Origin of the sequence: Maricaulis alexandrii, assembly GCF_005871165.1 — a bacterium.
GTDB classification, from domain to species: Bacteria; Pseudomonadota; Alphaproteobacteria; order Caulobacterales; family Maricaulaceae; genus Maricaulis; species Maricaulis alexandrii.
The window spans coordinates 29,874-54,086 of sequence record NZ_SWKP01000009.1; the positions used below are offsets into that span (position 1 = coordinate 29,874).

Annotated in this window: 24 protein-coding genes and 1 tRNA gene; 13 read left to right on the forward strand and 12 right to left on the reverse strand. The window is 64.9% G+C overall.

Annotated features, from left to right (window positions below; genetic code table 11):
- Nucleotide 1: 1 nt before the first annotated feature.
- The 4 genes from gor to FCS99_RS12980 form a co-directional block, all read right to left on the reverse strand.
- Nucleotides 2-1,390 (reverse strand): glutathione-disulfide reductase, encoded by a 1,389-nt coding sequence (gene gor / locus FCS99_RS12965; RefSeq protein WP_138513245.1) that lies wholly within the window; start codon nt 1,388-1,390, stop codon nt 2-4.
- A gap of 249 nt (nt 1,391-1,639) precedes the next feature.
- On the reverse strand, nt 1,640-2,341 hold the full coding sequence (gene rpiA, locus FCS99_RS12970; RefSeq protein ID WP_138513247.1) for a ribose-5-phosphate isomerase RpiA: 702 nt from the start codon (nt 2,339-2,341) through the stop codon (nt 1,640-1,642).
- Complete coding sequence (locus FCS99_RS12975; protein ID WP_138513249.1) at nt 2,338-3,828, reverse strand: NAD-dependent succinate-semialdehyde dehydrogenase; 1,491 nt, start codon at nt 3,826-3,828, stop codon at nt 2,338-2,340. The genes rpiA and FCS99_RS12975 overlap by 4 nt, the downstream gene beginning before the upstream one ends.
- A 102-nt stretch (nt 3,829-3,930) precedes the next feature.
- Complete coding sequence (locus FCS99_RS12980; protein WP_138513251.1) at nt 3,931-4,935, reverse strand: NTP transferase domain-containing protein; 1,005 nt, start codon at nt 4,933-4,935, stop codon at nt 3,931-3,933.
- Nucleotides 4,936-5,061: 126 nt separating this feature from the next.
- On the opposite strand from FCS99_RS12980, the gene FCS99_RS12985 reads away from it, so the two are divergent.
- Nucleotides 5,062-5,745, forward strand: coding sequence for an HAD hydrolase-like protein (locus FCS99_RS12985; RefSeq protein ID WP_171036374.1), 684 nt, complete (start codon nt 5,062-5,064; stop codon nt 5,743-5,745).
- 9 nt (nt 5,746-5,754) lie between these two features.
- Here the strand turns inward: FCS99_RS12985 and FCS99_RS12990 are convergent, their stop codons facing one another.
- Nucleotides 5,755-5,973, reverse strand: a complete 219-nt coding sequence (locus tag FCS99_RS12990; protein WP_138513255.1) for a phosphoglycolate phosphatase — start codon at nt 5,971-5,973, stop codon at nt 5,755-5,757.
- A gap of 251 nt (nt 5,974-6,224) precedes the next feature.
- Here FCS99_RS12990 and FCS99_RS12995 point away from each other — a divergent pair.
- The 5 genes from FCS99_RS12995 to FCS99_RS13015 all read left to right on the forward strand — a co-directional run bounded on the left by FCS99_RS12995 (nt 6,225) and on the right by FCS99_RS13015 (nt 10,914).
- Nucleotides 6,225-6,299 (forward strand) — tRNA-Val (locus FCS99_RS12995).
- A gap of 274 nt (nt 6,300-6,573) precedes the next feature.
- Nucleotides 6,574-7,635 carry an extracellular solute-binding protein gene (locus FCS99_RS13000; RefSeq protein ID WP_138513257.1) on the forward strand — a complete coding sequence of 354 codons (1,062 nt, stop codon included), beginning with the start codon at nt 6,574-6,576 and terminating at the stop codon, nt 7,633-7,635.
- A complete protein-coding gene (locus tag FCS99_RS13005; protein WP_233352826.1) occupies nt 7,635-9,260 on the forward strand; it encodes an ABC transporter permease in 1,626 nt (541 codons plus the stop codon). The genes FCS99_RS13000 and FCS99_RS13005 overlap by 1 nt, the downstream gene beginning before the upstream one ends.
- Nucleotides 9,257-10,300 carry an ABC transporter ATP-binding protein gene (locus FCS99_RS13010; protein WP_138513261.1) on the forward strand — a complete coding sequence of 348 codons (1,044 nt, stop codon included), beginning with the start codon at nt 9,257-9,259 and terminating at the stop codon, nt 10,298-10,300. The genes FCS99_RS13005 and FCS99_RS13010 overlap by 4 nt, the downstream gene beginning before the upstream one ends.
- A gap of 29 nt (nt 10,301-10,329) precedes the next feature.
- Entirely contained in the window at nt 10,330-10,914 is a 585-nt protein-coding gene (locus FCS99_RS13015; protein ID WP_138513263.1) for a DUF805 domain-containing protein, read from the forward strand.
- Between the two features lie 68 nt (nt 10,915-10,982).
- On the opposite strand, the gene FCS99_RS13020 is transcribed toward FCS99_RS13015, so the two are convergent.
- The 4 genes from FCS99_RS13020 to FCS99_RS13035 form a co-directional block, all read right to left on the reverse strand.
- Entirely contained in the window at nt 10,983-12,056 is a 1,074-nt protein-coding gene (locus FCS99_RS13020; RefSeq protein WP_138513265.1) for a Leu/Phe/Val dehydrogenase, read from the reverse strand.
- Nucleotides 12,057-12,163: 107 nt separating this feature from the next.
- Nucleotides 12,164-12,754: a uracil-DNA glycosylase family protein gene (locus FCS99_RS13025; RefSeq protein WP_138513267.1), complete on the reverse strand. Its 591-nt coding sequence runs from the start codon at nt 12,752-12,754 to the stop codon at nt 12,164-12,166.
- Nucleotides 12,741-12,998: a DUF3253 domain-containing protein gene (locus FCS99_RS13030; protein WP_138513269.1), complete on the reverse strand. Its 258-nt coding sequence runs from the start codon at nt 12,996-12,998 to the stop codon at nt 12,741-12,743. The genes FCS99_RS13025 and FCS99_RS13030 overlap by 14 nt, the downstream gene beginning before the upstream one ends.
- Before the next feature lie 9 nt (nt 12,999-13,007).
- Complete coding sequence (locus FCS99_RS13035) at nt 13,008-13,439, reverse strand: PaaI family thioesterase (RefSeq protein ID WP_138513270.1); 432 nt, start codon at nt 13,437-13,439, stop codon at nt 13,008-13,010.
- A gap of 133 nt (nt 13,440-13,572) precedes the next feature.
- On the opposite strand from FCS99_RS13035, the gene FCS99_RS13040 reads away from it, so the two are divergent.
- Entirely contained in the window at nt 13,573-14,295 is a 723-nt protein-coding gene (locus FCS99_RS13040; RefSeq protein ID WP_138513272.1) for an acyltransferase, read from the forward strand.
- Here FCS99_RS13040 and FCS99_RS13045 read toward each other — a convergent pair.
- A complete protein-coding gene (locus FCS99_RS13045; protein WP_138513274.1) occupies nt 14,292-15,569 on the reverse strand; it encodes a NupC/NupG family nucleoside CNT transporter in 1,278 nt (425 codons plus the stop codon). The genes FCS99_RS13040 and FCS99_RS13045 overlap by 4 nt on opposite strands.
- Nucleotides 15,570-15,666: 97 nt before the next feature.
- Between FCS99_RS13045 and FCS99_RS13050 the strand changes: the two genes are divergently transcribed.
- Nucleotides 15,667-15,861 (forward strand): DUF1289 domain-containing protein, encoded by a 195-nt coding sequence (locus tag FCS99_RS13050; protein WP_138513276.1) that lies wholly within the window; start codon nt 15,667-15,669, stop codon nt 15,859-15,861.
- Between the two features lies 1 nt (nt 15,862).
- Nucleotides 15,863-16,567 (forward strand): retropepsin-like aspartic protease family protein, encoded by a 705-nt coding sequence (locus FCS99_RS13055; RefSeq protein ID WP_171036375.1) that lies wholly within the window; start codon nt 15,863-15,865, stop codon nt 16,565-16,567.
- On the opposite strand, the gene FCS99_RS13060 is transcribed toward FCS99_RS13055, so the two are convergent.
- Nucleotides 16,564-17,382 (reverse strand): sulfite exporter TauE/SafE family protein, encoded by an 819-nt coding sequence (locus FCS99_RS13060; protein WP_138513280.1) that lies wholly within the window; start codon nt 17,380-17,382, stop codon nt 16,564-16,566. The genes FCS99_RS13055 and FCS99_RS13060 overlap by 4 nt on opposite strands.
- 3 nt (nt 17,383-17,385) lie before the next feature.
- Nucleotides 17,386-18,384: a tRNA dihydrouridine(20/20a) synthase DusA gene (dusA, locus tag FCS99_RS13065; RefSeq protein WP_138513282.1), complete on the reverse strand. Its 999-nt coding sequence runs from the start codon at nt 18,382-18,384 to the stop codon at nt 17,386-17,388.
- Between the two features lie 132 nt (nt 18,385-18,516).
- Here dusA and FCS99_RS13070 point away from each other — a divergent pair, with 132 nt between their 5' ends.
- The 4 genes from FCS99_RS13070 (at nt 18,517) to FCS99_RS13085 (ending at nt 24,172) form a co-directional block, all read left to right on the forward strand.
- A complete protein-coding gene (locus tag FCS99_RS13070; protein ID WP_138513284.1) occupies nt 18,517-19,068 on the forward strand; it encodes a hypothetical protein in 552 nt (183 codons plus the stop codon).
- An 81-nt stretch (nt 19,069-19,149) separates the two neighbouring features.
- Nucleotides 19,150-20,712 (forward strand): EAL domain-containing protein, encoded by a 1,563-nt coding sequence (locus FCS99_RS13075; RefSeq protein WP_138513286.1) that lies wholly within the window; start codon nt 19,150-19,152, stop codon nt 20,710-20,712.
- A 21-nt stretch (nt 20,713-20,733) separates the two neighbouring features.
- Nucleotides 20,734-21,288 carry a response regulator gene (locus FCS99_RS13080; RefSeq protein WP_138513288.1) on the forward strand — a complete coding sequence of 185 codons (555 nt, stop codon included), beginning with the start codon at nt 20,734-20,736 and terminating at the stop codon, nt 21,286-21,288.
- A 52-nt stretch (nt 21,289-21,340) separates the two neighbouring features.
- Nucleotides 21,341-24,172: a PAS domain-containing sensor histidine kinase gene (locus tag FCS99_RS13085; protein ID WP_233352827.1), complete on the forward strand. Its 2,832-nt coding sequence runs from the start codon at nt 21,341-21,343 to the stop codon at nt 24,170-24,172.
- The last annotated feature ends 41 nt before the right edge of the window (nt 24,173-24,213 follow it).

Consider the following 24,213-nt stretch of genomic DNA (forward strand, 5'->3'; position numbering starts at 1 on the left):
ATCACTCAGCTGCTTTCAACTCGGGCGGCGTCCATTTCTCCTTCATGGTCACCAGCTCTTCTGCACTTGTCGGATGCACGGCGCATGCCGCGTCATACTGATCCTTGGTCAGGCCCGCCTTCACGGCAATTCCGGCCAGCTGGATCATTTCAGGCGCATCCGGCCCGACAATATGCACGCCCAACACCCTCTCTGTCTCCCCGTCGACGACAAGTTTCATCATCATGCGGGAGGCGTCGTTGGAGAAGCTCTGCTTCATGGGGCGGAATGAGGTCTTGTAAATATCGATCTGCGCATATTTTTTGCGCGCATCAGCCTCCGAGAGACCGACCGATCCAACAGGCGGCTGTGTAAATACCGCTGACGCAATGTCGTTGTGATCATAGGCGGTCGGCTTGTTGTCGAAGACCGTGGCCGCAAAGGCCGCGCCTTCACGGATCGCGACCGGGGTGAGATTGACCCGGTTGGTCACATCACCGACGGCGTAGATATTGTCGACAGAGGTCTTGGAATAGGCGTCGACCTTGATGGCACCAGCCGGATCGAGCTCGACACCGGCCTTGTCCAGGCCCAAACCGTCCACGTACGGGACACGACCGATCGCATACATGACCACGTCGGCATCGACATGCTGGCCGTTGTCCAGATGGACGCGCTTCTGCCCCTCGCCCAGATCCTCGATCTTCTCGAAGACCGAATGGGTAATGACCCGCACACCGGAGCGCACAAGTTCTTCGTGGACGGTGGAGCGGATGTCGTCGTCAAAGCCGCGCAGCACGGTATCGCCGCGATAGACCTGGCAGACATCCACGCCGAGCCCGGCGAAAATCTGCGCGAACTCGCAGGCGATATAGCCGCCGCCGGCGATCACGATGTGCTTGGGCAGGTCTTCCAAATCGAAGGCCTCGTTCGAGGTAATGCCCAGCTCGGCGCCTTCGATGTCCGGAATGAAAGGCGTGCCGCCCACGGCGATCAGGATCTTGTCCGCCGTCACGGTGCGGCCGGACTTCACCAGCTTGATCGTGTGCGCATCCAGCAGCTCGGCCCGGTCCTCGATCAGATCGACGCCGGTATTCGCCAGATTGCGGGCATAGATGCCGGACAGGCGCCCGATCTCGTCATCCTTGTTGCGGATCAGCTTGGACCAGTCGAACGCCGTCTCGCCCACGGACCAGCCGAAACCTTCGGCCAGTTTGAAGCTCTTGGAGAACTCACTGGCATAAACGAGGAATTTCTTCGGCACGCAGCCGCGGATCACGCAGGTCCCGCCGGGGCGGTATTCCTCGGCAATCGCGACCTTTTCCGCGCCATGGATCTTGGCCATGCGGGAGGCGCGCACGCCGCCGGACCCGGCACCAATGACAAAGAGGTCGTAATCGTAATTGCTCATCTGACGAAACCTGTCTTTTTTTCTGCGGTCAGAATTCACCAACCAGATTGTCATCCCGGACGGATGCCCGGCCTCGGGCCGGGCGTAGATCCGGGCCCCATGGCTCCGCTCATCGACCGGTTCGCAATGCAGGTTGCGCCCGCTTTTGGGGCACATCCGCGTTTATGGGTCCCGGCTCGCCGCCCCGCCTGCGCGGGGCATTTGGCCGGGATGACAAGGAGATTGCAGTCAATCTGCCCAGCGGCAAACCTACAGCTCCAGGACCCGGGCCTCGGTGTCCTCGCCGACGATTACCACGCGGGCGATGTCGATGAAGAGACCGTGCTCGACCATGCCCGGGATCGCCTTGAGATACTGGTCGGCAAGGCGGGCGTCGGGAATGGCTTCGCAGGCGCAGTCCAGAATGTAGTGACCGCCATCCGTGATCAAAGGGGCCAGCCCGTCACCCTTGCGGCGCAATTGCACATCCGGGGCCTTCACACCGGCCTTGCGGAGGGCTTCATAGATCTGGCCGGCGGTCAGCGAGAAGCCGAACGGATCGACCTCGACCGGCAGCGGGAACTTGCCCAGCGTATCGACCAGCTTGCTCTCATCGACCATCACGACCATCAGGTCGGAGGCATGGGCGATGATCTTCTCGCGAAGGAGACAGGCGCCGCCGCCCTTGATCAGGCGGAAATGCCCGTCGACCTCATCGGCTCCGTCAATCGTGACGGCGATATGGTCGACATGATCCACCTCGATCAGCGGCACACCGTTCTCGCGCGCCACATCGGCGGTGCGCTGGGAGGTCGGCACGCCGCGGACATCGAGCCCCTCCTTCACCCGCTCACCGAGCAGGCGAAGGAAAATCTCCGCGGTCGAGCCGGAGCCCAGCCCCAGCGTCATTCCGTTTTCGACATAGTCCAGGGCCGCTGCGGCAGCGTGGGCTTTCTGGCGCTGGGCGCTCATTCGTCGACCCCGCCGAGCAGGACGTATTTGAGTTCGGTGAACTCCTCGACGCCCCATTTGCCGCCCTCACGGCCGATCCCGCTTTCCTTCATCCCGCCGAACGGGGTGGAGGCCGCGCCGACCATCGGCGCATTGATGCCGATCATGCCGTACTCGATGCCTTCAGACAGGCGGTGCACCCGGCCGACATCGCGCGTGTAGATATAGGCGGCCAGGCCGTAGGGCGTGTCATTGGCCAGCTTGATGATCTCCTCCTCGCTCTCGACCCGGTAGATCGAGGCAATCGGACCGAATATCTCGTTGCAGGCAACATCCATGGCCGGTGTGCTGCCATCGATCAGGGTCGGGGCGTAGAAGGAACCGCCCAGCTCCTCATCGAGGCGCTTGCCGCCGGTCACGATCTTGGCGCCGGCCTCTTTGGCCTGCTGGACCAGGGCATCGACCCGTTCCACTGCGCCCATGTGGATGAGCGGACCGAGATCACTGTCATCGGCAAAACCGTCACCCGGCTTCAGCTTGGAAATGCGCGCTTCCAGCGCCGCGACCAGCTGGTCCGCGACCTTGGGCTGGACGATGAGCCGGTTGGCGGAGACACAGGTCTGGCCGGAGACGCGGAATTTCGAGGCAATGATGCCATCGGCCGCCTTCTCCACATCGGCGTCATCCATGACGATGAAGGGCGCATTGCCGCCCAGTTCCAGGGCCACACGCTTCACGGTGGAGGCGGCCTGGCTCATCAGCAGTTTGCCGACCGCGGTGGAGCCGGTGAAACCGACCATGCGGACATCTTCGGACCCCGTCAGCACGCCGCCGATCGCCGGGGCGTCGCCGCAGACCACATTGATCACGCCATCCGGGAAGCCGGCGCGCTTGGCCAGCTCGGCCAGGGCCAGGGCAGAGAGCGGGGTCTCCGGGGCCGGCTTGATGACCATGGTGCAGCCGGCGGCCAGGGCCGGGGCGCACTTGCGGGTGATCATGGCGACCGGGAAGTTCCAGGGCGTGATGCAGCCGACCACACCGATGGGCTGGCGGATCGTCCAGCCGCGCGAGCCCGGGAAGGGCGTGTCCAGGGTTTCACCATGGATGCGCTTGGCCTCTTCGGCCGACCATTCCACGAATGACGCGCCATAGACGACCTCGCCGAAGGCTTCGCGATAGGTCTTGCCCATTTCCAGCGTGATCAGCTTGGCCAGGTCCGACTGGGCCGCCAGGATCAGCTGGTTCCATTTCATCAGGATCTTGGAGCGCTCGAAGGGCGAGACCTTTTTCCAGCTCTCGAAGGCGGTCTTCGCCGCGGCGACGGCCTTGAGCGCCCCAGCTTCGCCGACATCCCCGATCTGGGCGATCACCTGGCCATTGGCCGGGTTGATGACATCGGTCGGATTGTCGCCGGAGACCCATTCCCCGCCGATGAAGCTGTCAGTGCGGAACAACGCCTTGTCGTCCAGGCGTTCCGCAATCGTGTCGGGACGATCGATAACGGTCATGAGTCTGTCTCCTTGCGAGCCTCGCGTGACGGTCACGCCTTGATTGGCATCCCCGATATAGGAAAAGTGCGCAAGCTTTGCGCCCTCTCCCGCTGCGGTTTTTCACGCCTTTCCAGTTTTTCCGGCGCTGACACCGGGCGCAACGTCCATGCCGGCGCTGAGCTGGGCATGGGGGCCGACCTCGGCGCCGGCGCCGATCGTGACGCCCTCGAGCCGGGAAAAGGCCCGGATCACGGCGTCTGTTTCGATCCGTACCCCGGACCCGAAAACCACATGCGGCTCGATCACCACATCGGCCGCACTTTGCGTGTCATGGGCAAAGAAGACCGTGTCGGGCGCGATCAGGCTCACGCCGGCGGCCATCATGGCCGTGCGCTTGCGCGCCTGGAAAGCGGCCTCGGCCTCAGCCAGGTCGGCGCGGGAATTCACGCCCAGAACTTCTTCGGCACTGGCGGTGACCACACGAGCCGTCAGCCCCCGGGCGCGGGCCAGGCCCACGACATCGGTCAGATAGTATTCGCCATTGGCATTGTCATTGCCGACCTCATCGAGCAGGTCCAGCAGGAGCGGCGCGGGCGCGGCCAGGACCCCGGAATTGACCAGGCGCACGGCGCGTTCATCCTCGTCGGCATCCTTGTATTCCACGATCCGGTCCAGCGTGCCGTCCGGCGCCAGGATCAGACGCCCATAGGCCGCCGGATCCTCCGGCTCGAAACCGAGCACGGCAATCGCTGCGCCCTCATCCAGGGCCGCGAAGACCTTGGCCACCGTGTCCGGCGTGATGAGCGGCGTATCGGCATAGAGGATGATCGCCTGACCGTCCTGCCCGGCCAGCGCTTCGCGAGCCGCCAGGACGGCATGACCAGTGCCCAGAGGTGGGTCCTGCAAGGCGGTCGCCGTGCCCAGCGCCTCGGCCGCGTCCTTCACGGCGGGAGAATGGGCGCCATAGACCGTCACGATCGTGTCCGCCTCGCACTGGCGCGCCAGATCCACGGTCCAGTCCAGCATGGCGCGACCGCCAACATGGTGCAGGACCTTCACAGTCTTCGACTTCATGCGGGTGCCCTGGCCGGCGGCAAGGATGATGGCAGCGCGGGATTGAGACATGGGGTTCGGGCTTCCGGAGCGATTCTTCAGGCGTGTCTGTCAGGCGCTATAGCCTATCGGACCCAAGCACGTAACCATGCTTTGGTGCCGCAGGGGTGCGGCAGAACGCACGGAGACAGGAAGACCATGCTGACGCGCGACGACGCCGGACTGTTCCGGCAGGCTGCCATCGCCTTTGATCTGGACGGAACCCTGGTGGACACGGCACCGGACCTGGTGCGCGCCCTCAATGCCGTCACCCAGCGCTTCGGCCTCGCCCCCGTGCCGCTGTCGGATGTCCGCGCCATGGTCGGACGCGGCGCCCTCGCCCTGCTCCAGCGCGCCTTCGAGCGCGAGGGCCGGACGCTGGAAGACCCGGAAAGCCGGGTGAAGGAATTCATCGAGATCTACGGCCAGGCGGCCACCGTGGACAGCCGCGTCTTTCCCGAGGTCGAAGCGACGCTGGACTGGCTGGCGGAACAGGGAGCGAGCCTGTCGGTCTGCACCAACAAGCCGAGCGTGCTGTCGGACAAGGTTCTGGAGGAGCTGGGCCTGACGCGCCACTTCACCCGCATCATCGGGCCGGAACGCACGACGGCGAAAAAACCGGCGCCGGATCATGTGCGCGATGCGCTGGGCGACGGACATGAGCGGGGGGCCCTGGTCGGCGACAGTGCACCGGACGTGGAGTCAGCGGCCGCGGCCGGCATCCCCAGCGTCATTCTGAGCTATGGCTATAGTGAAAAACCGGCCGGCTCCTTGGGAGCCGGCCGGGTCATTCATGCTTTTCGCGATGTACCCCAGGCGCTGGCCGATCTGTGGCGCGCCTAGGCGAGATGCTTACGCAGTGCGGCGTTCGCGGCCCGTGTCATTGGCCGGCCGGGTCGGCATGCCATTGACCAGGTTGGAACGGACGTCGGTGCGCGCGGAGCGCATGGCCGGCATGAAGCCGGCGTCGACGAGATCAACACTCACATCATAGCCGCGCTCGGCCCAATAGGCTTCAATTCGCGCTTTAAGACGGCGAGCACCTTCGGGCGTGCACAGATCATTGCTCATGAACAAAACCTCCTACGCGGCCGGGGCTACTCCGGCCGGGATTAACGTCCAATCGGGTGATTGAAGGAATCGACCCGAGGGCCGCATTTCCAGCTTGGGGAGGGCTGATATATGGGCCGGCTGCATATGACGAGTGCATGACGGTGTGGCAAGTTGTCGCACCCCGGTCGAGCCTGATATGCAGTTCAACTTCCACATGTAGTTGACCGGTCATCGGACCCTGCTTATACGAGCGCCTTCCGACATGGATCGGGCGATTAGCTCAGCGGGAGAGCACCTCGTTCACACCGAGGGGGTCACTGGTTCAATCCCAGTATCGCCCACCATTTCCACCTTTCACGCAACATTCTCCCACTTTCGCACCGGGGGCGGAAACCGCCCTCTCTCGACCTGCGTGGGCAAGTGTGGCAGGGGCCGCCGCAATCCGGCCGGTTTTGCGCCCGGATTCCGCATTCTTTATGCAACAAAAAAATTTTCGGCTTTTCCACCCGCGACAGCACACCGCAGGTCAGAAAGCGGGAATCCCTGCACGCTCTTCTTGCGAAGAATTCTCAACAATGGCACTGGGTATCGGGACAGAAAGAGCCAAGGGGTGTTTTCATGAAGTCTGCCATCTCCCTCGCCGCCGCCGGCGTCCTCGCCGGCCTGCTGGCCGCCTGCTCCCCCTCCACGTCCGAGACGGGAGAGACCGGTGCCAGTGATGCGCCCCGGGTGGTGAATGTGTATTCCGCGCGCCACTATCGCAGTGACGCCGCCGTCTATGCCGCCTTCACCGAAACCACCGGGATCGAAATCAATCTGATCGAGGCCAGTGGTGACCAGCTGATCGAGCGCGTCCGCGCCGACGGTGCCCGCAGCCCGGCCGACGTCATCATCACGGTCGACGCCGCCCGCCTGCACCGGGCCGAGGAAGCCGGCCTGTTTGCGCAAACCGACTTCTCCGAATTCGCCGCCGGTGTGCCGGACTATCTCATCGACCCGGACGGCTACTGGATCGGTTTCGCCAAGCGTTCGCGCGTGATCGCCTACTCGAACCAGCGCGTCCAGCCGGGCGAGATCACCACCTATGAAGACCTCGCCGATCCGCGCTGGGAAGGCCGGGTTTGCGTGCGCGAGAGCGGCAATGCCTATAACCAGTCCCTGCTCGCCTCCATCATCGCCCGCTCGGGCGAAGAGGCCGCGGAAGCCTGGGCCGCCGGCATTGTCAGCAACATGGCCCGCGCCCCGCAGGGCGGTGACATCACCCAGATCATCGGCGTCGCCGCCGGCGATTGCGATGTAGCCATCACCAACCACTATTACTATGCGCTGATGACCCAGTCCGGTGACGTTGCCAACCGCGCCGCCGCCGACGCCGTCACCCTGCTCTTCCCGAACCAGGAAACGTCCGGCGCGCACGTGAACATTTCCGGTGCCGGGATCGCGGTGAATGCGCCACACCCGGACGAGGCCCGTGAACTGATCGCCTTCCTGTTCAGCGATGAGGCCCAGCGCATGTTCGCCGAAATGACCAATGAGATCCCGGTCATGCCCGAAGCGGAATGGGAGAACCCGACCCTGGACGCGATGATGCCCTTCGTCGCGGACGAGCGGAATGTCTCCGAACTGGGCGACCATAACGCCACCGCCCAGCGCATTTTCGACCGCGTCGGCTGGCAATAGTGACGGCGGGCGCACACAAGGGGGTCTGGCCGGATCGCGCAACCGCGTTGGCGATCCTGGCTGCCCTTGTGTGCGCCGCTCCGGTCTTTGCCGTCGCCTGGATCGCCCTGACCGGGCAGAGCGATGACTATCTTCTCCACCTCGCCCGCACCCGCCTGCCCGTCTATCTGATCTATTCCGCCTATGTCGGACTGGTCGCCGCAGGAGGCGCCGCCCTGATCGGGACCGGTCTGGGCTGGCTGATCGCGCGAACCGAATTTCCCGGTCGCAAACTCTTCTCCTGGGTGCTGATCCTGCCCCTCGCCGTACCGGCCTATGTCGCCGCCTATGCCTGGCTGGACCTGTCCCAGGCCGGCGGTCCACTGCACAGCTGGACGGGGGGTCTCTTCCCGACCGTGCGCGGCGGCTGGGGCTCGGGCCTGATGTTTGCCCTGGTCCTCTATCCCTATATCTTCCTGCTCGCGCGCGACGCCTTCACCGGCCAGTCCGCCGACGCCTACAATGCCGCCCGTACACTGGGAGCCGGGCCGCTGAGCGCCTTCTGGCGCACCTCCCTGCCCATGGCCCGTCCGGCCCTCGCCGCCGGTGTCGCCCTGGTGATGATGGAGAGCCTCGCCGATTACGGCACGGTCTCCTATCTGGGCGCCCCCACGCTTTCCATCGGCCTGATCCGGGCCTGGAGCGGGGCCGGCTCGCTGGTCGATGCGGCGCGCCTCTCCTTGATCCTCGTGGCGATCGCCCTGGTCGTGTTCAGCCTGGAGCGCATGCAGCGCCGCCGCGCCCGCACGACGGCCGCCTCCGGCAAGCACAAGCCCGCTCCGCGGCTCGAACTGACCGGCTGGAAGGCCGGGCTTGCGACGCTGGCCTGCCTGACCCCGCTCGCACTGGGCCTCATCATCCCGCTGACCCGGCTGGCCTGGCTGGCGCTCAATGAACTGCCCGCCACCGGGCTGGTCGCCGCCACCTTCCACAGCCTCACCCTGGCCTCCATCAGCGCCGTCTGCGCCGCCATTCTCGGCATGGCCACGGCCTATGCCCTGCGCGGCGGCCGGGTGATGGCGACCGTGTCGGCTCGCGCGGCCGGACTGGGCTATGCCGTCCCGGGCGCCGTGGCCGCCGTCGGCGTGATCGCCATCCTGTCGGGCACGCAGGGCCTGATCGACCCGGCCTGGCAATCCCTGACCGGCGAGGTTTTCCCGATCCTGCTGACCGGCGGCGCCGCGGCCCTGATCTTTGCCTATCTCTCCCGCTTTGCCGCCGCCGCCATCGGCCCGTCCGAGGCCGCGCTGGGCCGGGTGACACCGGCGCTGGATGGCGCTGCCCGGACGCTGGGCGCCGGCTCACGGGAAAGATTGTGGCGCGTGCACTGGCCGCTGATTGCCGCAGGCGTCAGCTCGGCCGGCCTTCTGGTCTTTGTCGAAGTGCTCAAGGAATTGCCGGCAACGATGATCCTGCGGCCGTTCAACTACGACACGCTGGCCATCATCGCGCACAATTACGCGGCCGATGAGCGACTCGGCGAGGCGGCACTGCCCTCCCTCCTCATCCCGCTGGTCGCCCTCATTCCCATGATCTTCGTGGCGCGCTATCTCTCAAGAACGCGAACGCCTTCGGGGACGGGATGAGCCAAACGCAGACAGTGTTGAGCGTACGCGGTGCCCAGCGCCGCTATGTGAAGAAGGGTCAGGCCGCCCTGGCCTCGGCCGATCTCGACCTGCATGCGGGCCGGATCACCGCCCTGCTCGGCCCCTCCGGCAGCGGCAAATCCACCCTCCTGCGCGCGATTGCCGGCCTGGAGCGTCTCGATGGCGGGGAAATCCGCCTCGGTGACACAGTGTGGAGCGGCCACGGGGCCCATATCCCGCCGGAAACGCGCCGTGTCGGCATGGTGTTCCAGGATTACGCCCTCTTCCCGCATCTGGACGCCCTGTCCAATGTCGCCTTCGGCCTGAAGGGCAAGGATGCGAAGGACATCGCCCAGGCGCAGCTGGAAGCCGCCGAGCTGGGCCACAAGGCCAAGGCTTTCCCGCATGAACTCTCCGGCGGCGAGCAACAGCGCGTCGCCCTGGCGCGCGCCCTGGCGCCGTCTCCGGCCGTGGTCCTGCTGGACGAACCCTTCTCCGGTCTCGACCGCCGCCTGCGCCACGAGCTGCGCGACCGCACCGTCCAGACCCTCAAGGCTGCCGGTGCCACCGCCATGATCGTCACCCATGATGCCGAAGAGGCCATGGCCGTCGCCGACGAGCTGGCCCTGATGGATGCCGGCCGCGTCATCCAGACCGGCACGCCGGACGAGGTCTGGATGCGTCCGGTCAGCGCCGTGGCCGCCCGGCTGCTGGGCGATGTGGAGATCATCGAAAGCACGGTCGAGACCGGCCGGGCCGATACGCCTTTCGGGGCCGTGGATGCCCACGGGTTCGACGAGGGCGAAACCGTCCACGCCCTGATCCGACCGCAAGCCTTCGGCCTGTCGCTGGCGGAGGATGGCACTTTTACGATCACGCGCCGCCGTTCGGCCGGCACGCATCTGGTCTTCGAGTTTGCCCCGGCAGAGGGCGGCGACACGCACTGGCATGCGCACACGGCCTCGCCCTCACCGCTCCATGAAGGGGACCGGGTCAGTGTCTCGCTGGACCCCGCCTATCTCAGCGTCGTCCGGCGCTAAACAGTCCGGGCCAGTATTCGGGGGAAATCATGGCTTTCATCGCGGCGATCCAGCACAATCTGAAAAACCTGACGAATTTCAGGGGGCGTGAGACAGCGGGGATCTACTGGCCCTATGCGGGCCTGGTCCTCGGCTTGATCCTCCTTGTCAGCATGATCGGCATGGCCGCCAGCTTCGGCGGCATGATCGAAGACATCGAAGCCCTGGCGGCCGAAAACCCCGACGCTGTTCATATCGAGCGCTCGCCCGGGCATTACTCGGCGACCATCGCGCCAGGCTCCGGCGTCATGCCGGACGTTTCGGCGATTTTCATCCCGATGGGTGTGTCCGTCTTCATCGGCGCGCTTCTGCTCGCGGCGGCAACGACGCGGCGCCTGCATGATCGCGGTCTGACCGGTTTCCTGGCCCTGGCGCCCGTGGCCCTCCTGTTTTCAGGTATGGCGATCTTCTCGATCCTGTTCAGCCAATTCGACACTGGCGAGCCCGATTTGCGTCTGTTCGCCGCAGGGTTCGTGAACAATATCGCCTACCTGCTCTGTCTGGTGCTTCTCCTGGTCCAGCTGGCCGGGGCCAGCACGACCAAACCCACCAAGCACGGCCCGATCCCCGACTGATCAGCGCACAAACAAAAACCCCGCCTCAATGAGGCGGGGTTTTCGGTTTCAGCGTCTGCCGGAATGGGCTAGGCCACTTTCGACAGTTTCGCAGCGCGCTTTTCCTCGATGCGCTGGCGAGCGAGCTCGTCGGCGATGAGGTTGGAGGGGCGGCCCTGGTCGGCGGACAGGTCAAGGATTTCGCCCAGCGTGGCTTCCAGACCGTCCAGCTTGCCCTTGACCCAGGCCGGATCGAAATCACCGGCAATCTCGCCCATCACATTGATGATGCCGCCGGCATTGATGACATAGTCCGGCGCGTAGATCTTGCCGCGCTTGAGGACTTCCTCACCCATTTCGCGGGTGGCGAGCTGGTTGTTCGCGGCACCGGCAATGATCTTCGCCTTGATGCGGTCGATCGTGTCCCTGTTGATCACGGCACCCAGCGCACACGGGGCGAAAATGTCGACATCCTGGTCGTAGATCTCGTCCAGGCCGACAATCGTGGCGCCGTATTCGGCCTTCAGCTTGTCCAGACCGTCCTGGTTGATGTCGGTGATGAAGAGATCGGCACCCGCCTTGGCCAGATGGCCGGCGAGATAGGTGCCGACATGGCCCGAGGCGCCCTGGATGGCGACTTTCACGCCATTGAGGTCGCGCTTGCCCAGACCGCGCTCGGCGCAGACCTGGATGCCGCGGAACACGCCGTCAGCGGTCACCGGCGACGGGTCGCCCGACGCCGCCTTGCCTTCCGGCAGACCGACGACGTACTCGGTGGAGCGGCGCACGGCCATCATGTCATCGGGGCTGACGCCGACATCCTCGGCGGTCGTGTACTGGCCGTTGAGGCTTTCCACGGCGCGGCCGAAGGCCTCGAACAGGGCCTGGCGGTCAAAGGCGCCTTCCGGCTTCATGATGACGGATTTGCCGCCGCCGATCGGCAGGTCGGCCATGATATTCTTGTAGCTCATCCCCTGGGACAGACGCAGCACGTCGGTCAGGGCGGCCTCGGAATTGGGATAGGACCACATGCGGCAACCACCGCAGGCCGGACCGCTGGCCGTCGAGTGGACACCGATGATGGCTTTCAACCCGGTGACCTCGTCGGTCGCGAACAGAACTTTCTCGTGATTGTCGAAAGACGGATGCTCGAGAACACTCATTACAGGCATACCCTTTTGAAGCGATGGCAGAGATGTCTGCGAAATCGGCGCTGGAATACCCTTTCACGAGCTTCCGTTCAAGCGCTCTAAACCGCCCCAAATCGGGTTCATGATAACATTTCTTCAATGCGGCATCGCAGCATCGGGAGAATTTTTGCCTCAAACCAGGGGTTTTTGCGAATCCAGGCATTATTTCGCCAGGAGGGGTGCGGCAGGGGCAGGAATTCCGGCGCATAATTCATTGCATTCCGGACCGTCTCGGTGAGTGTCTTGTGCATGCGCGAACCGAGGTGATAGCGCTGGGAATACTGGCCGACCAGCAGGGTCAGGCCGACGCGCGGCAGGGCCGCCCTCACCCGATTTTGCCAGAGCGGCGCGCATTCCCGGCGCGGCGGCAAATCCCCGCCTTTGGCGTCCAGGCCAGGAAAGCAGAAGCCCATCGGCGCAATCGCGATCCGGCTTTCATCATAGAACGTGTCTTCATCCACCCCCATCCAGTCGCGCAAACGGTCGCCGGAGGGATCGGTGAAAGGTTTGCCGGAGGCATGGACGCGCGTGCCCGGTGCCTGGCCGACAATCAGGATGCGCGCCGTCGCGGACGCCCGGATCACCGGACGCGGTTCATGGGGCAGCGCCGCGGCGCAATGCCGGCAGGCGCGAATCTCGGCGAGAAGCGGGTCGAGATCAGGCGCGGCCAATGCGCCAGACGCCTTTGAAATTCTCCGGATCCTCGACCGGCTTGCCCTTGCGCAGGATCGTCACCTTGCCCGCAACCGCCAGCCGGATCGCGGCCTGGCGGACATGGCCGAATTTGCGGTTGAAGCGTTCCGGATCAATCGCCTTGGCGACATCCGCCGGCGAGATGGAACGGCCTTCAGGGGCCTCGGACACCAGTTTCAGGATGGCCGCTTCAATGGGATCAATACCGGTGTCTTCGCTCATGGCTCTCTCTTACGCCTTGGTGGGCGGCAGGGAATACGTTGCATGGGCCTGTGCGATCAACTCCCCTGTCTCAACCGAGGTGATGTCACAATCGGTGACCGCCAGCCGCTTGCCCAGTTTCAGCAGGCGGCAATGGCCGATCACGGCGCCCGGCGGGGCCTTGCGCAGGAAGTTGATGGAGAGATTGGTCGTGACCGCCAGGGCCTGCTCGCCGACATGGCCCAGGATCACGGCATAGGCAGCGAAATCGGCCAGGGTGAAGAGGGTCGGCCCGTTCACCGTGCCGCCGGGGCGGAGATTGTTCTGGCCCGCTTCCTGGGTCACCTCCGCCCAGCCCGGCGTGATCGATTTGATCCCCAGGCCGCCGGAACTCCAGGCGGGAAACACCTCATCCAGATAGGCGGTCACCTGTTCTGCCGTCATCACGACCGAGTGGTCCATATCATCCCTCCGCGGCGCCCGGCCTGCACGGGAACCGAGACAGGCGGCGCATGTTATTGTCTGATTGCGCTCAGCATTCCTGCCGCGCCTGCCCGCGGCAAGCCCTAAAACCAGACGCTGAACGGACCCACGGATGCGCCGCGACCACCGCCCCTATTGGATGCACAAGGCCTGGGAAGGTTTCGAGAATGCCTGGGCGCGGCATTTCCTGGCACCGCATTTCGACGCGATCGGCGTGGATCCGAAGTTCGTCCTGCCTTGGCATGTCGAGGTGTTCGGCCCCAACATCACCGCCGGCGAGCGCATCCATGTCGTCGCCACGGCCGCCGATCCGGTGCGCCTGACCGTCTGGGCGCCGCAAACCCAGGCGGGCCGGATCACCCTGGGCAGCCATGTCTTTCTGGCGCCGGGCACGAAGCTTCTGGCCGCCGGCTCCATCGAGCTGGGCGATGACTGCCTGATCGCCAATCGCGTGACGATCAGTGATTGCGACTGGCACTCCATCCATGACCGCGTCGACCCGCAGCCGGACTGGAAACCGGTCAAGCTGGAACGCAATGTCTGGATCGGCGATGGCGCCTATGTCGGCAAGGGCGTGACGATTGGCGAGCATTCCGTCGTCGGCGCCCGCTCGGTCGTGGTGAAGGATGTCGAGCCGTACACCATTGTCGCGGGCAATCCGGCCAAGGTGATCCGCCGCATCGATCCGGACGAACCCATGCGCGCGCGCAGCGACATGTTCGCCGACCCGGCGGGCATGGACCGTTTCTTCGACACGGCCTACCGGCAGAGCCTCAAGGGCAATTCCACGCTGGGCTGGCTGCGCTCGCGGCTGTTTCCGCGGCGCGGGGATTAGCCGAACAAGCCCTGCGGCAGCGCACCGACAGCCGCACCTGTCATCAGCGTGGCCAGCGTGCCGGAGATCAGCGCGCGGGGAGCGAGCTGCAGGATGTCTTCACGGCGCGACGGGGCGATGGCGACGAGGCCGCCGGTCAGGATGCCGACCGAGGAGAAGTTGGCGAAGCCGCACACGGCATAGGTCATGATCAGTCGCGAACGGTCGGACAGGGCATCGCCGGTGAGGGCGAGCTGGTCATAGGCATAGACCTCGTTCAGCGCGGTCTTGAGCCCCATGATGGAACCGGCCGTGGTCGCCTCGCTCCAGGGGATGCCCGCCAGCCAGACAATCGGCGCGAACAGCCAGCCCAGGATGCGGTCGGCCGTCAGCGGGCCGCCGAACACGTCCGGGAAGAGACCCAGAAGCACATTCACCAGCGCGACCAGCGAGGTGAAGACCAGCAGCATGAAGATGATGTTGAAATAGAGCCGGATCCCGTCCGACACGCCCGTGGTCAGCGCGTCCATGGAGGAGTGGTAGATCTGGGTCGGGACCTTTTCCTTCAGCCGGTGCTGCTCGCCCTGCGGTTCCGCCGGCATCATGATGCGGGACAGAAGAACGGCGGCGGGCACGGAGATCAGCGAGGCGGTGAAGATATGGCCGGCCGCGCCATCGATCACGTCGGAAAGCTGGCTGACATAGAGCGCCATCACCGAACCGGCCACGGTGGAGAAGCCCACCGTCATGATCAGGAAGAGGTCCGAACGGGTCATGTCCGGCAGGCGCGGCCGGATCAGGACCGGGCTTTCCGTCATGCCCAGGAAGATATTGGCAGCGGCGCCCAGGCTGGCCGAACCGGACAGGTTCAGCAGGCGCTGGAAGGCATAGGCAAAGCCGCGCACCAGGACTTCGAGGATCCGCCAGCGCCACAACAGGGCCGACAGGGCGGACAGGACGATGACCATGGGCAGAGCCTGGAAGGCAAAGAGGAAACCGGAGCCTCCCGCCGGATCGCTCTCCCAGGGCGCTTCACTGCCGGCCAGATATCCGAAAACGAATTGTGCGCCCTCATTGGTCACCTCCTGCAGCACGGCGACGACACCGGTGAGCGAGGCCAGAAAGGCGCGGAAGGGCGGCAAGGCGTAAAGCAGCCAGGCGATCAGCAATTGCAGACCGATGGCACCAGCAAACAGGAGGACCGGGAATTTTTTCTTCGGGCTGAGCAGCCAGGCAATGCCTGCAAGCGCAAAAAGGCCCACAAAGCTGCGGGCCTGCAGCAGAAGATCGTCCATGGAAGTCCCCAGTCACCGGAAAGCGGGACCTTATTCCGCCTGCCCCCACGGTCGCAAGCACTTGCCTCAATGCCAGCAGCAGGAAATGCTGCACTGCATGAGCCGCAACCCCGTCAAAACGCCCTGCGTGCAGGTCTGCTTCGTCGATCCGAAAGCCGGCGTCTGCGTGGGCTGTTTCCGGACGATGGAAGAACTGGGCCGCTGGACGCGCTATACGGATGAGGAGCGGGCCGCGATCATGGCCGCCCTGCCCGGGCGGGAAGCCGCCTATCGCGATGCGAGGAAAGCCTGACATGCTGCGCCGTCTTGCTGCCCAGTCCACTTTCGCCCTGGTCTTCTTCGGGCTCGGCTTCCTGGTCCTGCGTTTTCTGGCCTGGCCCTTCGAGGGCAGTGTCGCGGCCCCGACCCGGCTGCTGATGGGGTCAATGGCCGGTCTCCTGCTGACCATTGCCTTCATCGCCACGGCGATCGCCGGCCGGGATCTGGCCCGGCGCAATCTGGCGGCCTGGGTCAGTGTCGGCGCCGCCTTCATCGCGATTGCCTTTGTCGACCGGGACTATGATGCTTGGCAGATCGAGCGGGTCTGGGGTGATGCCGGCCCTGGCTCGGACTATCTGATGGCGGCGGCTGCCGACGGCTCGATCATCCTCAATCGCAGCCCGGACGGGCACTACTATATCGATGCCGACGTGAATGGCGGCTCTGTGACCTTCCTGGTCGATACCGGGGCCTCCATGGTCGCGCTCGATCTGGTTGACGCCCGCGCCGTGGGTATCCGGACCCAGAATCTGGACTTCATGCTGCCGGTCCAGACCGCTGCCGGCCAGGCCATGGCCGCACCGGTCATCATCCCGACCCTCGACCTGGCCGGTCACCGTTTCGAGAATGTCCCGGGCGTGGTCATCCAGGGTGGAGGACGCTCCCTGCTGGGCATGTCCATCCTGAACCAGTTCGACGGGCTGGAAATCCGCGATGACCGCCTGATCCTGCGCCGCTAGCCGGCGGCCTGGATCGCCTCGCGCACCAGCAGACAGCCGACAATCACCAGCCCCACGGCGAAGAAGCGTTTCAGCGTCCGCTCCGGCAGGGCATGGGCCAGTTTTGCACCCAGCGGCGCCACGAAAAAGGCCGAGCCGGCCAGCAGGGCAAAGCCCGGCAGGTTCACATAGCCCAGAGAATACGGCACCGCGTCCTGGCCCCAGCCATTGATGATGAAGCCGATCGCGCCCGGCGCGCCGATGGCGACACCGAAACCGGCGGCCGTCGCCACGGCGCGGTGGATCGGCTTGCCGCACAACGTCATCAGGGTCACGCCCATGACGCCCCCGCCAATCCCCATCAGGGCGGACAGGATGCCGATAATGCCGCCCAGGACCCAGCGCAGCGGGCCCGAGGGCATCTCCTTGGCGAGGGTCCAGTCCGGGCGGCCGAAGAAGAATTGCGCCGACAGGATCACCGCCATGCCGCCGAATATCCCGGTCAGGATATAGCCGGGAATGATGTGGGCGATCCGCGAGCCGATCAGCGTGCCGATGATGATCCAGAGCGCCCAGCCGCGCAGCACGTCGAAATCGACAGCACCGCGCTTGGCATGGGCGTTCACGCTGCGCAGGGAGGTCGCGATGATCACGGCCAGCGAGGTGCCGACGGCGACCTGCATGATGCGCGGATCGTCATAGCCCAGGAAGAGGAAGGCGTAATACATCGCCGGCACCATGACGATGCCGCCGCCAATGCCGAACAGGCCGGCAATCAGACCGGCAAAGGCGCCCGTGGCCGCCATGGCCAGGACCAGGATCACAATGTCGGTCATGAACTACGCGGCCTCATCCCGCCGGGTTACGGCCGCCAGGGCCTCGTCAACAATCTCGAGACCGGCACCCCGCTTGGGCGCTTTCTCGGACAGGATGCGCCGCCACATCCGCGCACCGGGCTCCCCGGTGAACAGGCCCAGCATGTGCCGTGTGATGTCATGCAGGCGCGAGCCCTGCTCCAGGCGGCGGGCGATATAGGGCTTGTAGGCCTCCACCACGTCGAGCCGTGTGGCGAAAGGATCTGCCGCCGCACCGAAGACGCGGCTGTCTGCCTCGGCCAGGATGAAGGGCGTGTGATAGGCGGCACGGCCGATCATCATCCCGTCCAGCTCCTGCGTTTCGGCCAGGCCCTGCTCCAGCGTTTCCAGACCGCCATTGAGGATGATCTCCAACTCAGGGCGTTCGGCCTTGAGGCGGCGCACCAGATCATAGTCCAGCGGCGGAATGGAGCGGTTTTCCTTCGGGCTCAGCCCTTTCAGCCAGGCTTTGCGGGCGTGGACGGTGAAACTGGTCACGCCGGCCTGGCGCACCGTGTCCACCAGGGCAAAGAGCGCCTCTTCGGGCTCCTGGTCATCCACACCGATGCGGCATTTCACCGTCACCGGGACCGAGACCGCCGCCTGCATGGCGGCGACGCAATCGGCGACCAGTTGCGGTTCCTGCATGAGGCAGGCACCGAAACGGCCCGACTGGACCCGGTCGGACGGGCAGCCGACATTCAGATTGATCTCGTGATAGCCATAGCCTTCGGCAATCCGGCTGGCTTCGGCCAGATCCTGCGGGTCGGACCCGCCCAGCTGGATGGCGACGGGATGCTCGTCCGCCTCGAACCCGATCAGCTTGTCGCGATCGCCGTGGATCACCGCCTTGTCGACCGCCATTTCCGTGTAGAGCAGGGTCTGCCGCGTCAGGACACGGTGAAACGCCCGGCAGTGCCGGTCGGTCCAATCCATCATCGGGGCCACGGAGAGGCGGCGATCAGGGTGAGCGGGCGTCGTCATGGTGCGCGACATAGCGCGGGCGGACCGTCAGGCCAAGCACACAAAGACGGCAAAACCTCAAATTGGACCGATCGTGTTCACGCCGTTTCAACCTGGGCCTGTTGCAATACGCCTGGAGAGGGAGATCCGGTCATGGCAAAGGCTGTCTATCACAAACATCAACGGGTCTATGTCTACCCGGTGGGAACCTGGGCCCTGATCGAACAGGTCAAGCCGCAATGGGTGAAGGATGTCGAGGAACCGGTCCGCGTCTTCTATGATTGCGGTCTGGGCCGGGATTTCACCGCCGACGAGCTGGCCACCGAGCAGGTGGAAAGCCTGGATGCCGACCACTGGCGCGTCCTGCGGGCCAAGAACAAGTGGCAATCCGCCGAGGAATGCGCGCGCCACCCCTTCCCCGGCACCTTTCCGGTCATCGTGACCGAGAGCATGGACTGGGGCGGTTGGCGGGTACCCGCCGCCGAATATGACCGCGACCCGAACCGGATCGAGGCCCAGGCCCGGCTGATGGCCAATGCGCCGCGCCTGATGGCACTGGCAGAGAGCCTGGTCGACATGGCGCGGGAAGATGCCGACCTGCCCCCCGCCATCGCCGAGCTGAGCCGTTCAGCCGCGGACATCCTCAAACAGGTCAATACGAAACCTTCCGGAAAGCATAATTCCAATTCCCAGGAAGCGGCCTAGCCAACTGCCTACAATTTTAATCACCGCATAAGGAATGCTCGTGAAACTGGCCGGTCTGTGCCCTGTATCCCGGATGTGTGCATGCCCCTCGTTGAACAGCGTAACCGCTTCCTCTCCTTTGCTTTTGCGGCGTCCGACATTCTCGTCGAGACGGATCTGAACGGCCAGATCACCTTTGCTGCCGGCGCCACAGCGGCCCTGCCCGACGGACCGGAGGACCAGCCCGACCGGCTTGAAGCCCGTCTCGACCCGACCTCCCGGCCCATTTTCCGGGCCCTGTTGCAGCGGCGGCGGTCCAATCGGCGGCTCGGCCCTGCCGGCATCGCGATCAAGGGACGCCGGGCGCAGCTGAGCGGTTGGGTGCTGGACGATTCCGACCGGGTGCGCTGGACCCTGACCTTCGACGCCATGGATGCCCCGGACGAAATCGACCCGGAGGCCTTCGAACGCAGCGCCATCGAGGCCATCCGGTGCGCCCGCGAGAACAGCAAGCCACTGTCCATGTCGCTACTGACCCTTGAGTGCGATGATGATTGTGACCGTCTGCTCGGTCAGGATGACGCCCACCGTCTGCACCAATCCATCGCGGCGACTTGCCTGATGTCGGTCGGCCCTGACGGGGTGGCCCGCCCGATCGATGCGCACAGGACGGCGCTGATCCACTCGCGGGACATGGATGTTGAGGCCCTGAAACAGGAAGTCCGCAAAACGCTCGATGCGTTCGAGCTGGAAGAAGTCAGAATCTCTCTGGCGTCCGTATGCGACGCGCCCGAACTGGATCCGCAAACCACGGTCCAGGCCTTCCTGCACGCCATCAATACGGTGGCCGAAAGCGGCGAAAACCTGGACGTGATCTCGCTGCAGGAAGCCGCGGCCCAAATGCTCGCGGAAACCAAGCAGCGCATGACCGAGCTGCGTACGACGATCGCCGGCCGTGTCGTGGAACCCCATGCCCAGCCGGTCATCGAACTGGCCACCGGGCAGGTCCATCATTACGAGCTGTTGCTGCGTCTGCCGGGCGGGCGTCCTGTGCAGGACAGTGTCGGATTCGCCGAAAGCACCGGTCTGATCTACGAGATCGACTATGCCATGACCGAAATCGCGGCGAGCTTCCTGCGCGAGGATTATGACCGCCCCGCCCTCGCCGTGAATTTGTCGGGCAAATCCCTGTCCAATACCAATTGGGCGAAGAAATTCCTGGCCTTGCTGGCCGATTTGAAGATCGACCGGTCGCGCCTCATTTTCGAACTGACCGAGACGGCCAGCATCAAAAACCCCAAGGCCGCCAATGCCGTGATCGCGAAGATCCGGGCCCGCGGCCACACGGTCTGCCTGGATGATTTCGGTGCCGGCGTGGCCGGTATCAATTATCTGCGCGATTTCCCGATCGACATGGTCAAGATCGACGGCAGCTATATCCGCCGCCATGACAGGACCGAGCGTGACCAACGCCTGCTGGGCGGCATGGTCGGCCTGGTCAATGCCATGGGCGCGGATGCGATCGCCGAAAGCATCGAGACCGAAGCCTGCGCCCGCCACATGACATCGCTGGGTGTGCGCTATGGGCAGGGTTACTATTTCGGTAAGCCTGTCGCGCTAAAAGAGCTGAAAGGGTCGCGAATCAATCCTAACCGTGCGGCCTGACGAATGTAACGGAACGACCCCATGGCTGCTGACTTCAGTCGCGTTCGGACACTCATTGTCGATGACAATGGCTATATGCTGACCATCCTGCGCACCATCCTGCACGGGTTCGGCATCAAGCAGATCCACGAGTCCCGCGACCCGGCCGACGCGTTCGACCTCGTGAAGTCGGATGCGGTCGACATCATCATCACCGACTACCAGATGGACATCCTGGACGGGCTGGACTTCGTGCGCCTGGTCCGGACGGCGGATGACAGCCCCAACCCGCTGGTTCCAATCATCATGCTGAGCGCCTACTCGGAAAAATCCCGGGTCATGGCAGCCCGCGATGCCGGTGTGACGGAATTCTGCTGCAAGCCGGTCACGGCAAAGGAAATGTTCTCCAAGATCGCCTCCGTGATCAACGAGCCGCGCCCCTTCATTCGCAACAAATCCTATTTCGGACCGGACCGCCGGCGGGCCGACCCGGACAAGGCCACCTATAAGGGGCCGGAACGCCGCAAGAGCCGGCAAAAAGACAAGACAGAGGATGACGGCGCGGAGAATGCGTCCGGCACCGGAACGGAAGGTTGATCGGCAGTCGACACGGGCGGCCGACGCACCCTAGTTTGATGAGATGAATCAGATGCGGTTCGATACACGCCGGTCCCCGGACCCGGCGGCGCGTTCCTCCGTGGGGGGAACGAAATCGCATATCCGCAAACCCGAGTCGGACATTCCGAATACCAAGCGCGGCACCGGTGCGATCTGGATCGTGCTGGCCATGCTCCTCTTCACCCTCGCCTATGGCGGCATTCTCCTGGTGAAGATCCAGCAGGAGCGCGAAACCCTGGTCACCGAGGCCGAGCGCTCCCAGGCCAATGCGGCCGGCTATCTCGCCGAACGCGTCACCGCCCGCATGGCCGAGGCGCGCTACGCCCTCTCCTTCGCCAGCGCCGATCTGCGCGACACGCCGCTCGACGAGATCGTCCCCGCCGCCCGCGCCCGTCTGAGCGCCATCGGGGAATCCGACATTGTCGAGGACGTCGCCCTGCTCCTGCCCGATGGCCGTACCGTCTCGGCGGTCGAAGTGGCCCCCGGGCTGCGCGAAGCCGCCGGCACGGCGCTGGACTCGCCCTCCGGCCTGTCCGCCGAGATTGTCGATGGCGAGCGCGCCCATCTCATCCTGGCCGTTCCTGCCCAATTGTCCGACGGCACGGTCGGCGCCTTCGTGGCCCGGCTCAGCGCCGACACCATCCTGCCCGATTGGGGTGACAATCGCGTGGTCGCCCTGGCCGACCAGAATGGCGGCATGCTGGCCATTCGTCCGCAAATGCGGACCGCCCGCCCCGGCACCCCGCTGGCCGAACGCTTCGGCCTCGATGCCGGTCTTATCGAACGCCTGGCCGACGGTGGCGGCGGCGCGACCTCCGACGCCCGGTTCGGCGAGGAGCGCGTCACCTTCGCTGTGGCACCGATTTCCGGCACGGATCTGCGCGTCTATGCGCTCGGCGCCATGCGCATCAACCAGAACGCCTGGTACCGCACCATTTCCTTCTACGGGCTGATGTTCATCGCCCCGATCTTCGTGGCGACCGGACTGTCCGCCCTGATCTTCATGCAGATGGGCCGCCTGAAATCCACGCGCCAGCAACTGGAAGACAATGAACAGCGCTTCCGCGTCGCCATCGAAGGCGCGCGTTGTGGCGTCTGGGACTGGAACCCGGATGCCGACACCGTTTTCGTGACGGACAGCCTGGCCCGCATCCTCGGCCTGGAAGGCGCCATTGAGTGTACCGGCCAGGACTTCCTGCGCCTCTTCTCCCGCCCGGACCGCGAACGCCTGCGCGCCTCGCTGCGCGGCGCGCCGAATGGCGGCGAGATCGATCTGGAAGTCCTCGCCGCCCATGCGCCGGTCTGGCTCCAGGTCCGCGGCCGCATCGTTTCCGGCGGTGCCGGCAGCCCGTCGGCCCGCATTGTCGGCGTGGCGCTGGATGTCACCGAACGCAAGGGCGCCCAGGCCCGCGTCGCCGCCGCCGAATCCCGCCTGCGCGCCGCCCTGGAATCCATGTCGGAGAGCTTCGTCCTGTGGGACAGCCGCCGCCGGCTCGTCCTTTGGAACCGGAAATTCCGCGATTTGTTCGATTTTGCCGAGGGCACGCTGCGTCCGGGCATGTCCTATGATGATGTCGAACAGGCCGCCTCACGGGCCATCAAGGCCGTGCTGGGCGGCGATGACGACAAGCAGTCCTACGAGATCGAGCTGGCCGATGGCCGCTGGCTGCACTATTCCGACCGCGCCACGGCGGATGGCGGCCTCGTCTCGGTCGGTGCCGACATCACCGACATGAAGCGCCACGAAGCCGCGCTGACGGACAACCAGACCCAGTTGCGCAGCACGGTCGACGACCTCAAACGCTCCCAGGCCCGCATCGCCGAGCTCGCCCGCAAATACGAGACGGAAAAGATCCGCGCCGAGGAAGCCAACCGCTCCAAGTCCGAATTCCTGGCCAATATGAGCCACGAGCTGCGCACGCCGCTGAACGCGATCAACGGATTCTCCGAGATCATGCTCAAGGAGATGTTCGGCCCGCTCGGGGATGAGCGCTATACCGGCTACATGAAGGACATCCTGACCTCGGGCCAGCACCTGCTGGAACTGATCAACGACATTCTGGACATGTCCAAGATCGAGGCCGGCAAATTCCAGATCCAACCGGAACCGACCGATGCCAGCGAGCTGGTCGAGCAGTCCATCCGCATCGTCCGCGGCCGCGCCGAGGAAAAGCGCCTGCAATTGCGCGCCGACGTCTCCGACCTGCCGGAAATGGATGTCGATCCGCGCGCCTTCAAACAGGTCATGATCAATCTGGTCTCCAACGCGGTGAAGTTCACGCCGGAAGGCGGTCGCGTCACGGTGCACGGCTTCATGTCCGGTCTCGGTGTGGCCTTCCAGATCCGCGATACCGGGATCGGAATTGCCAAGGACGACCTGCCGCGCCTGGGCCGTCCCTTCGAACAGATCGAAAGCCAGCACTCCAAGTCCTACCAGGGCTCCGGCCTGGGCCTCGCCCTGTCCAAATCCCTGGTCGAACTGCATGGCGGCACGCTGAGCATTGATTCCGTGCTGGGCGAAGGCACCACCGTGACCGTCGTCATTCCGATCAGCCAGGACCAGCCGCTCGACCCGGCCTCGCTGGCGCGCGTGGAAGCCGGCGAAGACATCACCGATCTGGAAATGCAGCCGGCTCCGAACGCCCCGCTGGCGGCGGAGGAAGAGGCGGACGAAGCCGCCCTTCTCGATGAGGTCGATGCGGCCCTGATCGCGCGCTATGAGGCCGAGGAGCACCCCGCCGATGCCGACATGGCCCGCGTGGCCAGCCTGCTCAGCGATGCGCTGGACGGCGATGATATCGAGTTCGAGGCCGAGGATGAATTCGTCGATGGCGATGCCGCCATCGCCGGCCGCAAGGGCTGATCCTCCTTCCGGATACGGACACGAAAAAGCCCGGCCTGCAC